Source organism: Chryseobacterium indologenes, from assembly GCF_001295265.1.
In the GTDB taxonomy this organism is placed as follows: Bacteria; Bacteroidota; Bacteroidia; order Flavobacteriales; family Weeksellaceae; genus Chryseobacterium; species Chryseobacterium indologenes_A.
Genome location: NZ_LJOD01000002.1, coordinates 209,187 through 222,955, shown reverse-complemented (window position 1 = coordinate 222,955; position 13,769 = coordinate 209,187). Strand labels below are relative to the sequence as shown.

Annotated in this window: 11 protein-coding genes; 1 reads left to right on the top strand and 10 read right to left on the bottom strand. The window is 38.3% G+C overall.

The genetic code is table 11. From position 1 onward, the window contains the following. Window positions 1-3 precede the first annotated feature (3 nt). The 3 genes from AOB46_RS05045 to AOB46_RS05035 form a co-directional block, all read right to left on the bottom strand. The gene (locus AOB46_RS05045; protein WP_062696987.1) at window positions 4-732 is read right to left on the bottom strand and encodes an ABC transporter permease subunit; all 729 of its coding nucleotides are present in this window, start codon (window positions 730-732) and stop codon (window positions 4-6) included. A gap of 88 nt (window positions 733-820) precedes the next feature. Next, window positions 821-1,372: a CopD family protein gene (locus AOB46_RS05040; RefSeq protein WP_062696986.1), complete on the bottom strand. Its 552-nt coding sequence runs from the start codon at window positions 1,370-1,372 to the stop codon at window positions 821-823. A gap of 93 nt (window positions 1,373-1,465) precedes the next feature. Continuing rightward, on the bottom strand, window positions 1,466-2,116 hold the full coding sequence (locus AOB46_RS05035; protein ID WP_062696985.1) for a hypothetical protein: 651 nt from the start codon (window positions 2,114-2,116) through the stop codon (window positions 1,466-1,468). A 130-nt stretch (window positions 2,117-2,246) separates the two neighbouring features. Here AOB46_RS05035 and AOB46_RS05030 point away from each other — a divergent pair, with 130 nt between their 5' ends. Further along, window positions 2,247-2,525: a hypothetical protein gene (locus tag AOB46_RS05030; RefSeq protein ID WP_062696984.1), complete on the top strand. Its 279-nt coding sequence runs from the start codon at window positions 2,247-2,249 to the stop codon at window positions 2,523-2,525. Between the two features lie 46 nt (window positions 2,526-2,571). Here AOB46_RS05030 and kbl read toward each other — a convergent pair whose 3' ends face one another. The 7 genes from kbl to AOB46_RS04995 all read right to left on the bottom strand — a co-directional run bounded on the left by kbl (window position 2,572) and on the right by AOB46_RS04995 (window position 13,711). Further along, window positions 2,572-3,768 carry a glycine C-acetyltransferase gene (gene kbl, locus AOB46_RS05025; RefSeq protein ID WP_062696983.1) on the bottom strand — a complete coding sequence of 399 codons (1,197 nt, stop codon included), beginning with the start codon at window positions 3,766-3,768 and terminating at the stop codon, window positions 2,572-2,574. Between the two features lie 92 nt (window positions 3,769-3,860). Then, window positions 3,861-4,433, bottom strand: coding sequence for a hypothetical protein (locus tag AOB46_RS05020; protein WP_062696982.1), 573 nt, complete (start codon window positions 4,431-4,433; stop codon window positions 3,861-3,863). Between the two features lie 88 nt (window positions 4,434-4,521). After that, entirely contained in the window at window positions 4,522-6,447 is a 1,926-nt protein-coding gene (locus AOB46_RS05015; protein ID WP_062696981.1) for a M1 family aminopeptidase, read from the bottom strand. A 117-nt stretch (window positions 6,448-6,564) separates the two neighbouring features. Next, window positions 6,565-8,493 (bottom strand): M1 family metallopeptidase, encoded by a 1,929-nt coding sequence (locus tag AOB46_RS05010; protein ID WP_062696980.1) that lies wholly within the window; start codon window positions 8,491-8,493, stop codon window positions 6,565-6,567. A gap of 89 nt (window positions 8,494-8,582) precedes the next feature. Continuing rightward, the gene (dacB, locus tag AOB46_RS05005; protein WP_062696979.1) at window positions 8,583-10,052 is read right to left on the bottom strand and encodes a D-alanyl-D-alanine carboxypeptidase/D-alanyl-D-alanine-endopeptidase; all 1,470 of its coding nucleotides are present in this window, start codon (window positions 10,050-10,052) and stop codon (window positions 8,583-8,585) included. Between the two features lie 159 nt (window positions 10,053-10,211). Continuing rightward, window positions 10,212-12,659, bottom strand: a complete 2,448-nt coding sequence (gene priA, locus AOB46_RS05000; protein ID WP_062696978.1) for a primosomal protein N' — start codon at window positions 12,657-12,659, stop codon at window positions 10,212-10,214. Between the two features lie 143 nt (window positions 12,660-12,802). Next, a complete protein-coding gene (locus AOB46_RS04995; RefSeq protein WP_062696977.1) occupies window positions 12,803-13,711 on the bottom strand; it encodes an AEC family transporter in 909 nt (302 codons plus the stop codon). Between the last annotated feature and the right edge of the window lie 58 nt (window positions 13,712-13,769).

Sequence of the window (13,769 nt, the reverse complement as noted above, 5' to 3'; positions counted from 1 at the left end):
ATTCTACTTCTTTTTATTGATAAAATGATTAGACAATACTAAAGCTGCGCCGATTATCAGAATGAAATAAGCCACATCTTTAAGATCGATAAGTCCTCTGGTAAATCCTAAGAAATGCTGATAGAAGCCCAGGTTCTGAAGAATAAAATCCGCTCCTCCCAAAAGCTTATAACTCGCCAGCTGCTCTATTCCGAAATACATGATGAAGCACATGAAAACACCCAGCAGATAGGCCATGATCTGGTTCTGTGATAATGAAGAGGCTAAAATTCCCACTCCTGAGAAAGCTGCTATTAAAATAATCAGTCCGATATAGCTCCCGAAGGTCATTCCCAGATCAATATTTCCGGCAGGAACACCCAAAACGTAAACCGTATAAAGATAGATTAATGATGGAATAAGGCATAAGATACCTACAATCCATACGGAAAGAAACTTTCCTGTTACCAGTTCCGAAACTTTCAGCGGCTGGGAAAAAAGCCAGTTCAGGGTTCCCGTCTGCTGCTCTTCGGCAAAGGTTTTCATGGAAAGGGCTGGAATAATAAACATCAACAGCCACGGAACGAGTACAAAATAGCTTTGAAGGGAGGCCATTCCAATTTCAAAAATATTAGAATCATTCTCGAAAAAAAACAGAAAAAGAGTTGTTATCAGACTGAAGGCTGCAATGATTACCCACGCGCTCCAGTTTCCGAAATAACTCCAAAGTTCTTTCTTTAAAATTGCAAACATGTTTTATAGTTAAGAGTTATGAAATATCAGTTAAGACTGGTTGCCGCGGACTGAACCGGTTTAACCTGCTTCTTACCCTAATACATCTTTAAGGTTTTCTTTTATTTTTATTAACGAGTTTAACGGTCATCATGATCAGAAATACAAGAACGAAAAATCCTGCGATTAATTGCCACCAGTATTCAATTACTGAAGATTTCAGGATCACGGTAAACACCACAAGAAAGAGAATGAAGGTTGCAATCTCATTGGCCTGTCTCAGTTTGATATTGGCTGTTTCCATGGTATTTCCGTTCAGTTCTTTAAGTTTCAGCACTTTTTTCCAGCACCAGTAATGATAAATGGCAAGCCCGATAAGGAAGGTAAGCTTTAAATGAAACCACGGCATTTTCATCAACCCGGTATTTAAAAAGATCATGACCAATCCGCATACCGCCATGATTACCCCGGCAGGAACTGTGATAATATTCCACAGCCTTCTGGCCATAAAAGTGTACTGCTCTCTCAGAATTTTCTTTTTTTCTTCCGGAAATTCATCGGTATCTTTATAGTAAACGAAAATCCTCACGAGATAAAAAATTCCCGCAAAGTAGCTTACCATGAAGATAATATGTAAAGCTTTGATGACAGTATACAGCATCCTAAAAATTTGTTTGCAAAGATAGTTTATTTCGGAAAAAAAGAGAATTTAATCTAAAATCTTTAGCTTAAAATAATAAAGATTAAATATTTTTTAGAATTTGAAAATGAATTTCATATCAACATTAAAATTGAAACCCAAATTGGAACCTTGCCGATTTGAATGATAATCAAAAGGAAGGCCATCTATAGGAGCATCTTCTTCTTCCTTTCCTGTCATATTAGTATAAGAAATATTTTTTTGTCTGATACCAAAGCCAATTTTAGGCATAAAACCAAACCATGAAGACTTTTTATGAAGCAAAATGCTATAGTTAATATTTAATCCATATTTGGTTCTTTTATAATCTGCTGAACTAAAAGAATAATAAACATCATTTTCGTCGTAATATTTTCCTGAAATATTTTTTCCTGTTTGATTTAAATAGAAAGCTTCTGCTGATACAAAATGTTTTAATCTTGATTGGGGCGCCAAACTGTAAAAAACTTCCGGTTTTATCTCAAAAACCTTGTTTTTCCCTTCAAAATTGCCAATATTTACAGGAGTTATTTTATCGGTTCCATATGCCACTTCGCTTCCAACCCACCATCTTTCATTTATTTTCCGCATATAACCTATATTATAGCGTTGGTCACGAAAAGGAGCAAAAGCACTTACAGTAAGTATTGATTTGTAATCATCAGATTGAGCATAAATTGTTTTGAAAAAGCCAAAAAAAACAAAAAGAAGTAAATATTTTTTCACAAAATGGTTATTATAGTTAGTGTTCCAAATATATTACATTATCATCTATTCAGCAATAACATTTTTTTAACTACAATTATTTAATTAACGTGAGTTCGGGTTAAGGAGTTTAAATCTAAAAGGCAGGAAAATGGAAGAAGGAGGCTGGAAGTTAATTTTAGTTATAGGTATTGAAAGCCTCCGGAAAATTAAATACAATAAAAATAGATCAATATTTGTTGTTAATGACTTTCATAACTTCCCTCTTCCATCATCCAGCTTCAAACCGGCATATATCAGATATTCTTATCCAGAACTGAGGTTAATTACTAAAAGAAATAGCATCAATTATTGTAAAAGTGATATATTTCAATTTTTCTTTATTGTTAATATGTCCAATCCCCTGGATAAAAAAACAGGATTTCTCTAAATATAAGAAATCCTGTTTTTATTCTACAAATGTAGATTTTTTTATCTTAAGAAATCACCCCTAATTCTTTTCCAACTTTTTCAAAAGCAGCAATGGCTTTGTCAAGATGTTCTTTGGTGTGCGCAGCAGAAAGCTGTACTCTGATTCTTGCTTTTCCTTTCGGTACTACAGGGTAGAAGAATCCAATCACGTAAATTCCTTCATCCATCAATTTCTCAGCCATTTTCTGGGAAAGCGGAGCGTCATAAAGCATGACAGGAACAATAGCTGCATCACCATCAGGAATATCAAATCCTTTCGCTTTCATCTGGGTTCTGAAATATTCTGCATTTTCCATTACCTTATCACGAAGTGACGTATCATCAGAGATCATATCCAGAACTTTCAAAGCTGCTCCTACGATACCAGGCGCCAGTGAATTGGAGAATAAATAGGGTCTTGAACGCTGTCTCAGCATATCAATAATTTCTTTTTTACCGGAAGTAAATCCGCCCAAAGCGCCGCCAAGGGCTTTTCCCAGGGTAGAAGTGATAATGTCTACTCTTCCCATTACTTCATTGGCTTCGTGGGTTCCACGGCCTGTTTTTCCGATAAAACCGGTTGCGTGGGAATCATCCACCATCACCAAAGCATCATATTTATCTGCTAAATCACAAACTCCTTTTAGATCTGCAACAATTCCGTCCATAGAGAAAACCCCGTCGGTAACAATAATTTTGAAACGGTGATTTTTTTCAGAAGCAGCGATTAACTGTGCTTCCAGATCTTCCATATTGTTGTTTTTGTAACGGTATCTTGCTGCTTTACAAAGACGTACCCCATCAATAATAGACGCATGGTTAAGCTCATCTGAAATAATTGCATCTTCTTCAGTAAATAAAGGTTCAAAGACTCCGCCATTAGCATCAAAAGCCGCTGCATAAAGGATGGTATCTTCAAGACCTAAGAAATCTGCAATTTTTTTCTCCAATTGCTTGTGAATATCCTGTGTTCCGCAGATAAAACGTACGGATGACATTCCGTATCCATGAGATTCTATCATATCCTGCGAAGCTTTCATTACCTCCGGATTGTTGGATAATCCCAGATAATTATTAGCACAGAAGTTCAAAAGCTTTTTCCCGTTGGCTTCAATTTCAGCGCTTTGTTGAGACGTAATGATTCTTTCTCTTTTATAAAGGCCGTCATTTTCAATGTTTTGAAGTTCGTTCTGTAAATGTTGAAGATATTTTTCAGAGATCATTTTTAGTATATTTTTTAGATGTGCTAATTTAATAAAAAAAGCCGTTTCAATCTTACGAAACGGCTGTGTTATTTACGATCCTTAAAATCAGATTATTTAATAACCGGAATTACAGTATGTGCCAGCATCTGCTGTACATTTTCCGTGGTTTTCTTATCTAACTTTTTATAATCTTTCCAGTTGGTTACGATTTTTACTTCTCCCTGGTTATTCACTACAATAAATTTGGAGAAATCAGGAATCATTTCAAACTGTGGTGGTGTCATCTGTTCTGCAAAAGTCCTGTTGCGTTTTTTAACCCCTCCAGGAAATACTTTATTTTTCAGCACCAGTATTTTGGCGTCTGCGGACATGTTCTTCACAATATTTACGGCTCTGCTTATTCTTTTATCATCTTCCCCTTCTACCAGAACAACATACACATTGGTATTATAATCTTTTTCAAGCTGAAGAGCATCCGGAAGGTGCTCTATACAAGGCGCGCACCAACTGGCCAGCGTATAAAACACAGTATTGGGTTTTTCTGAATTTTTAGCGATACACAGAATATCATTTTTATCAACGGCGGTCGCTTCTATGAATTCAGACTTTTTCAGGCTGCAGTTCTCCTGCTGGGCAAACAGAAGCGCACTTCCGAATAAACAAAACAGTAATAAAGTCCTCATAATTTCAAGTTTTAGTTAAAAGTTTTAATTAACAAAAATAATGAAATCGCAATATCGTTGTATTTTAAATACCTGTTTTAAAATATTTTTAACGTTTTATGAATTTAATATGCTGTTCTTTCACCGTAAAAATATAAGATCCCGGAACCAGATCTGATATACCGATCGCCTGTCCCGGCTGATAGATACTTTTTCTTACCAGTCTTCCGTCTGCTGTATGGACAGAATATTCCGTTGCTCTGTCAACTCCTTTTAAATACATTTCGTTTTTAGCCGGATTTGGGTACAGGGCAAAACTTTCTTTTTCCACAGAAGACACACTCAGCGTATTATCCTGGATCACCGTTGAGTTTCTTTCAAGAATCTGGTATTCATAATTAAACTGAACACTCGCCACAGGGAAAGCAACCGTTTCTACAAAATACTGGTTATTTGCCGTATTATTCAAGGTAAAATAGGCAGTCTGTCCGGCTGTTCCAGTTACTTTTACAGGCAAAGGCATTTCAAAAAAGCTAACCGTTGGTGAACTTTGTGTCTGGGAAACTTTAAACCTGATCTGGTTTCCGGTCTGTTTCCATCGGGTAGTATAAATAGGATATCCTTCACCATACAGCCAGTCATTGAAAAATTCTGTAAAATCTTTTCCGGTGGACTGCAATAATGAAGCTTTAAAATCTGAGGTTGTTGCATAGCCATACGCTAAATTCGGTCTTGAAAGGTAATCTTTCATGGCCTGATAGAAAGCGGCATCTCCCAGAATCCACTTGATCATTCTTACAATATATCCTCCTTTGGAATAAGACAACCTGCTGTCAAAAATTCTGTTTACGTTTGATAATCCCGTATCAGGAACATAGGTACTTCCGCCGGTACCCCCGGTAATATAAGTTTTCTGTCCCTGCAGGTAATTCAAAAATTCGCTATTAGTCATCAGGAGCTTTTCATACGCCAGATGTTCGCCAAAAGTAGCAAAACCTTCATTCAGCCAAATGTCATTCCAGGTCCCGCAGGTAATTTTGTCACCGAACCACTGGTGGGCAAGTTCGTGGGCAATAAGATCTTTGCTCCAGGCTCCCATAGACGACATCGTCTGATGTTCCATTCCTCCGCCCCAGGTAAACTGCATATGACCGTATTTTTCGTTACGGAAAGGATAAGGTCCGAAATAAGTTTCAAAAGTATCCATCATCTGCTTGGTCCATTCTATATTGGCCATGCTTGTTGTATTTCCATTGGTAGAAGGATACACATAATTAACGAACGGAAACGGCGGATTGCCAATCGTACTGTTTATTTTAACAAAATTGGTAACTGAAAGCGCAATCAGATAAGCAGCTGTGGGATACATGGTTCTCCAGAATGTCAGCTTCTGTCCGCCTGCAACTGAGGTTTCAGACATTAACTTTCCGTTGGCAGCTACATTATATTGTGATGGGGTTGTAATTTTAAAATCAAACCGGTCGATCTTATCGTTAAGACTTTGTTTTGTTGGAAACCAGTCTTGTGCCCCGTAAGGCTGGCTTAATGTGGAAAGAACAGGAGTTCCGCCCTGCGTATTATTAAAGAAAATATCCGTTGCCGTAGGAGATCCGGAATAGTGAATCGTAAGTGAATCCAGTGTATTGGCCGGAACAGAAGCCGGAAAGTCTATCTTTATTTCTTTGGTAACCAGCTGCTGAAAAGGAATATTGACTCCGTGATATTTCACCTGGGAAACCGGCAGCACATTCGTAAAATCGAAATAAATGCTGCTCATATTCTGATTGGGCTTAAAATGTGAGGTCACCGAACCTGAAATAGCAGACGATCCCGGAGTGAGGGTAAGATCCATTCTCTGGTATTGCAGATCATAATTTAAAGTATTCGGGTTGATGTTACCGGCAGCCATTTTGTTGGCATAAGACTGCATTTCCTTTGCCGTCAGCCCCTTCCTTTCTATATTTTCCTTACGATCCTGACTGTAAAACGGTTGTGACAGCAATGCACATGCAACAAAAAAATAAAATGTTTTCATATTCAGAAATTAATTCTGAACACAAAATAAACACTTTTTAGCCTAAAAATAAAAGATATTTCTAATAAGATGATTTTTTTCTTGAAAAATCGTTAAAATAAATATCCTTTGAGATGTTTAATGTTTTAGAAATTTTATATTTTTTTCCTGTATTGTGAAAATATAGGTTCCAGGCACCAGATCTGAAATGGATACCGCTTTTTCCGGCTGGTAAGTTCCTTTTTTTACAAGCCTTCCGCCCGCAGAATGAATAGAAAACTCTGTAGTTCTGTCTATTCCTTTAATATAAAACTCATTTTTGGAGGGATTCGGATAGAGGGCAAAATTTTCCTTTTCCACAGAAGATATGCTCAGTGTATTATCCAGGACCACTGTGGAGTTTTTTTCCAGAATCTGGTATTCATAATTGAACTGAATATTCGCTACAGGAAAAGATACCGTTTCTACAAACCCCTGATTATTAAAGGTATTGTTTAAGGTAAAATAAGCAATTTCACCGCCTGTTCCTGTAACTTTTACAGGTAAAGGCATTTCAAAAAAGCTTACTGTTGGAGAACTTTGGGTCTGGGAAACTTTAAACAGGAGCTGATTCCCGGTCTGCCTCCATTTTGTTGTATAGGAAGGATAGCCTTCTCCATAAAGCCAGTCGTTAAAAAACTCTGTAAAATCTTTTCCGGTGGACTGAAGCAGTGAAGCTTTAAAGTCTGAAGTTCTCACATAATTATAAGCAAGAGCCGGTCTTGCATGATATTCTCTGATGGCCTGGTAAAAAGCTGTATCTCCTAATATCCATTTGATCATTCTTAAAATATAAGCACCTTTGATATAGGATAATCTGCTATCGAAAACCCTTCCTACACTCGGCAGGCCGGCATCCGGCACATATACGCTTCCATCAGGAGAAGCAGTGATGATATTGATCTGGCTTATCAGATAATTCATAAATTCAGCTTGGGTCATGATGAGTTTTTCATTGGATACGTGTGTTCCGAATGTGGCAAATCCTTCATTCAGCCAGATGTCATTCCAGGCTCCACAGGTAACTTTGTCACCAAACCATTGGTGAGCGAGCTCATGAGCAATAAGATGTTTGGTCCAGCCTCCCATGGAGGTCATGGTCTGATGCTCCATTCCGCCACCGTACTTAAATTCCATGTGTCCGTATTTCTCTTCCCGGAAAGGATAAGGTCCGAAATAAGTTTCAAAGGTATTCATGATCTGTTTCGTCCACTCTATATTTTCCATGCTTGTGGTATTGGCGCTGGTAGACGGATATACATAATTCACAAACGGAAAAGGCGGATTTCCTATGGTATCATTCAGCTTGACAAAGTTGGTAATGGATAATGCGATCAGGTAAGCTACCGTTGGATATATGGTTCTCCAGAAAGTCAGCTTCTGTCCTCCGGGAAGGGAGGTTTCAGACATGAGTTTTCCATTGGCGGCGACACTGTATTGTGCAGGTGTTGTAATTTTAAAATCAAACCGGTCAATTTTATCGTTAAGGCTTTGTTTTGTCGGAAACCAATCCTGAGCACCATAAGGTTCATTCAATGTTGAAAGAACCGGTATATTGCTTTGCAGGCCAACTGAAAAAGCATTATATTCTGTAGATGGCGGTCCCGAATAATGAATCGTAAGTGAATCCAGTGTACTGGCAGGCACGGAAGCCGGAAGATCTATTTTTATTTCTTTGGTAGGAAGCTGCTGAAAAGGAATACTGACACCGTGATACTGTACCTGGGAAACCGTCAGAACATTCGTCAGATCAAAATAAATACTGCTGATGGGCTGATTAGGCTTAAAATGTGAGGTAACGGATCCTGTAATCATGTGTTCCTCAGGATTTAAAGATACATCCAGCCTCTGGTACTGGAGATCATAATTCAGGGTATTGGGATTGACGTTGAATGAGGTCATTTTCTTAGCAAAAGCATTCATTTCCTTTGTAATCAGTCCTTTCATTTCAATGTTAGCGTCCTGCTGCTGGCTATAAAACAGAGAAGAAACCAGTATGCCTATGATTAAAAGATAAAATTTTCTCATACTCAGATCATTAGATTTAATCAAAGATAAAAAAAAACCTTCTAATCATTGATTAAAAGGCTTTTATATTATTGAATAAATATTTTTTTCTAAAGATCCAGAGCAGGCTCAAGAATTTTTTCCATTCTCTTCTTTACCATATCTACCGATCCTGAATAGTTGTTCACCATTAAAGAGAAAACCAGCGTTTTTCCTGAATTGGTTTTCAGATACCCTGCTAAGGTTTTCACTTTATTCAAAGTACCTGTCTTGGCAAAAACCTGTCCGTTTCCTGTTCCCAGAAACATTCTTTTCAGAGTTCCGGACTGTCCGCCTACCGGCAGTGAGCTCAGATATGTTTTATAGTATTTTTCATCCATTAAAGAAGACAGAAACTTCACCTGAGAGATAGGAGTTACATTATTGCTTCTTGAAAGTCCGCTTCCGTCCATATAAGTCAGGCCAAGCATATCAAAATCTGATTCTTTCAGATGGTTGGTCACTACCATTCTTCCTGATTCGGAGGTCTGGTCACCCATTTTCTGGAAGCCTACAGTTTTCAATAAGGCTTCTGCAAGGGAATTGTCACTGTGCTGGTTGGTGTAATAAATAATATCGGCCAGTGTCGGGGATTTATAAGCTGCTACCAGTTTTCTGCTTTCAGGAGCTGCATCTGTCATTTTAGGAGTTACCTTTCCTGTAACCGGAATTCCACCTTTGATCATGGTTGTTCTGAAGGTATTGGCCAGATAAGCCGGGGCATCAGGCAATTTGGTGGTTAAAGTTCCGTCTCCGTCGTATTTTTCGGCATATACCATCTGATGGGCATATGGAGAAACATAGAAAAACTTTTTCTCTGAGGAGAAACCTGCTTTTTTCACGATCAGCTTTTCGTTGGCTGGATTAATTTCCCGCGTAGTTCCTACAGGCAGATAGTAATTATTGTTTTCAAGCCATACAACATTTTCCGGAAGCTTTGTAATATTGCCTTTGAAAAGCGCTGTCTGAATGATAATATCACCATTTACCTTTCTGATTCCTTCGCGTGAAAGTCCGCCCATGAAGTCTGAAACAATGTCTCTGTACGACCAGGCTCCTGCTTTATTGGTTCCCAGAGAAGGATCGCCGCTGCCTACAACATACAGGTTTCCGTTTAGTGTTCCGTTTTCATCAATCGTTCCTGAATATTCCAGCTGGGTCATCCACCGGTAATTTTCACCCAGTAGACTCATGGCTGTTTCTGTAGTCAGAAGTTTAGTTGTAGAGGCCGGAACTAAAGGAGAGTTTTCATTGTACGAAGAGATTACTTTCTTCGTTTTAGGATCATACACTACGAATCCCCAGTTTGCATTTTTAAGCACAGGATCCGCCATCATTGTGTTTACATTAATATCTACGAGTTCTTTGGCCGACAAAACCGCTTTCTCAGCCACCGATGTGATGGGAGAAGGCAGATTCAAACTATTTTTCTGATTATCGTAAGCCTGTGAGTAAAGAACAGTAGAAACGGTAGATTGAGCAAGGAAAAACCCAGAAGCCAATACCGCTGCACCTGAAATATATTTTCTGAAATTTACCATCTATCTTTTTTTGTTCTATGGTTTGACACCATAAAAAATGAAAGGTTAAATCATTTAATAGGGGAGCCAAACATTTAATCAACGATCAAAAGTAGAAATTATTGTCAGATAACAGACCACTTACCCGTTATAAAAGAGTGTAAATTTTGTTAAAAATTGTTAAAAATCAACAAAAACGCCTTTTTTAATGCTTTGATAAGCAGTGATTTCATCAAATTCTTTCAAACTTAATAAAACCAAAGCTTTAAACTTCTCATAGTTCTTTCCGCGTGGAAGTTTAAGCATAATCTGGAACTGGTATAGATTATTCAGCTTACCGATCTGGGCTTTTTCGGGTCCCAGCACACAGTCTCCGGGAAGATATTTTCTCAGAACTGAACCCAGAAATAATGAAGCACGGTTGGCTTTATCTTCTCTTCTGTGCTTCAGCTCAATCATAATCAGTTTTGTGAACGGAGGATAGTGAAACTTCTGACGCTCGGTAAGGATGTATTTGTAGATCTTCGCAGGATTGTTCATTTTAATAAGCTGGAAGACCGAATGCTCCGGATTATAGGTCTGAATTAAGATTTTCCCTTTTCCGGAAACCCTTCCGGCTCTTCCGGAAACCTGTGTAATGAGCTGATAGGCTCTTTCTTCTGCTCTGAAATCCTGAACATACAATAATGAATCGGCCTTTGGAATGGCTACCAGCTCAATATGATCGAAATCAAGTCCTTTGGAAATCATCTGGGTTCCAACCACGATATCCGTTTCTCTTTCTTCTATTTTCTCATAAAGCTTTTCGTAGGCGAATTTCTTACGCATAGAATCCACATCCATTCGATCCACTTCATTGTCAGGGAACAGCCTGGAGACTTCTTCATGAATCTGCTCCACTCCTACTCCTCTTTCGTTAAGGTTTTCGGAATAGCATTTCGGGCAGGTTCTGGGCTTTGAGGCTTTCTGACCGCAATAATGGCATTTCATTTCGTTAGCAGCCTTATGATACGTCATTACCACATCACAGTTTGAGCAGTAATTCACATAGCCGCAGGTCTCGCATTCCACTACATTAGCATAGCCGCGGCGGTTATGGAGTATAATGATCTGATTTTTTTCAGCCAGTGTTTTTTTTATCTCATCAATGAGATGTAAAGAGAAGTTTCCGGAGACCTTTTTGGATTCCTGGGCTTCTTTAAAATTGATCAGTTCATATTCCGGCAGGTTTACATTTCCGAATCTTTCATTCAGAAAAATATATTTCATTTTCTCTTTTCTGGCGGCATAATAACTTTCTACAGATGGTGTTGCAGATCCCAGAATAACTCCGGCTCCATAGAAATTCCCTAAAACAAGGGCAGCATCTTTTGCATTGAAATACGGGGATACTTCCCTAGGCCGGTAAGCAGAATCATGCTCTTCATCTACGATAATCAATCCCAGGTTCTGAAAAGGCAGAAACAGGGCATTCCTTGTTGCAATAAGAATTTTTATATCATTCTGCCTTACTCTGCGCCATACTTCCACCCGTTCAAAATCCGTCAGTTTCTGGTGGTAGAATCCGAGCAGTCTTCCATACTTTTTTTCAAGCCTTTGAGTAATTTGCTTGGTGAGAGAAATTTCAGGAAGCAGAAAAAGTACATTTTTACCTTCGCTGATGCATTCTTCAATTTTCTCAAGATAAATATGGGTTTTTCCGGAAGATGTTACGCCGTGAAGCAAGACATTGCGGCCTTCCTCAAACGCTTCATCAATTTCGGATTTAGCGATTTTCTGCTGTTCGGAAAGTTCTTCAATCTCTTCTATTTCTCCTTCATAACTTTCAATCCTGTCTTTCTGCATATAATATTCTTCAACAAGACCTTTATCTGCAAGGGGTTTAAAATGGGAGCTTCCGAAATAGCCATCCTCAAAAAGTTCTGCTTTTTTAATGGGATTTTCAGGATGCTCTGTCTGTTTTTCAAGAATGGCAAGGAAAAGCTCTTTCTGTCTGGAAGCTCTGTTAAGCTTTATCAGAATATCCGTCAGGTTCTGGTTCTTTAAAACCTCATCATTTATTTTAACATAAGCGACCTCCCTGGCTTTATATTTTTCCGCGACCTTTTCATCAATCTCAATATACTGAAGATCAATCAGGGAATTGATTGTTTTAATGATCTCTTTTTTAGGAATAAAAGCTTCAATATCGGTAAGATTGATCAGCTGGCGAACTTCCAGAGCCTGGATAAGATACATTTCATTAACGTCCAGATTTTCAAAATCAACTGTTACATTGGGCTTTAATTTTAAGTATGTCTCACTTTCCAGCTTAAGGGAGGAAGGGAATGCAAACCTGTAGATTTCTCCTAATCCGCACAGATAATATTCGGAGAGCCAATCCCAGAAACGGATTTGTTCTTCAGGTAAAATAGGGTTTTCGTCAAGGATGCTGATGACTTCTTTAGCGACAAAGCTTTCCGGTGCGTTGTTATGAAGTTCAAAAACAATTCCCGTATAGATTTTTTTTCCTCCGAATGGGACGAGAACACGCATTCCGGCCTGAATATTCAACATCAGTTCTTCAGGAACTTTATAGGTAAAAGATCCTTTCAAATTAAGCGGTAAAACAATCTGGGCGTACTGCAAGGGAAAATTTTAAAGTGTAAAATTAGATTTTTCTTCAGAGAACTGCAATTTTTATTGGAATTGAATCTTTATGTTTAGAAAAAGAATTCCAACGCAAAATTCAAATAAAAATCCTTTTGTAATTATAAAAAACCCTTTGCTTTTCAGAAAAGCAGTTCTGTAATCTGGTACCAGAAAGCAGAAGTGATAAAGCCTACAATAATGCTGACTCCAATAATAAGATTGGTGAGTTTTGTATTGAGCCTGAACTGTTCTGCAATGATACTGGAGGTAACCAGAGTTGGCATGGCAGCTTCAAATATGGTAATTTTGGCAACATCTCCTTTTATTCCTAAAAGTAAAGCCATTCCCAAAACAAGAGCCGGGGCCAGAATCAATTTATAAAGCATGGATGCGGACATTTGCGGAATTAGCTTTTTCCAGCCGTTGAATTTCAGCTGTAATCCTACTGAGAATAAAGCCAAAGGGCTTACTGTGGCCGCCAGTTTATCAAAGAAAGGCTCTGCAAAAGTAAAATCAATGAACTGTGAAAGCACCAAAGCAGAGATACAGCCTATGAGCGGTGGGAATGTAATCAGCCTTTTCAGGATAAATATGGCGCTTACTTTCCCGGATCTGCTTCCGCCTTTTACTGCCGCAATAATTCCTAGTGTTGAAAGGGCAAAAAACATCGTCTGATCACAGATAATGGCAATACTCAGAAGACTTTCTCCATAAAAAGCACTGATTAACGGAAATCCGATGAAAGAGGTATTGCTGTAACCGCTTGCCAGTTCAAGGGTACTTCTGGATCGCCTTGAATAACCTCTGCTTTTGCTGTAAAACATCATAAAAAAGAAACAGAACACAGAGATCAGAAAAGTGGCTGCAATAGGAAACAGCATTTCTGTAGTCCATTTTACTTTCGGAAGATATTTGAAAGAAACTGCCGGCAGGGCAAGATAAAGAATCCAGGTATTAATGCCTTTATGGGCATCCGGGTGGATAGATTTTGTTGCTTTGAATATCATTCCTGCTATAATGCACACTGCAATCAGAACAAAATTTACCATAACGTTAAAGAAATATTCTGCAAAGTTACGGCTGATTTTTCAGTTGGAGGAGTAATAT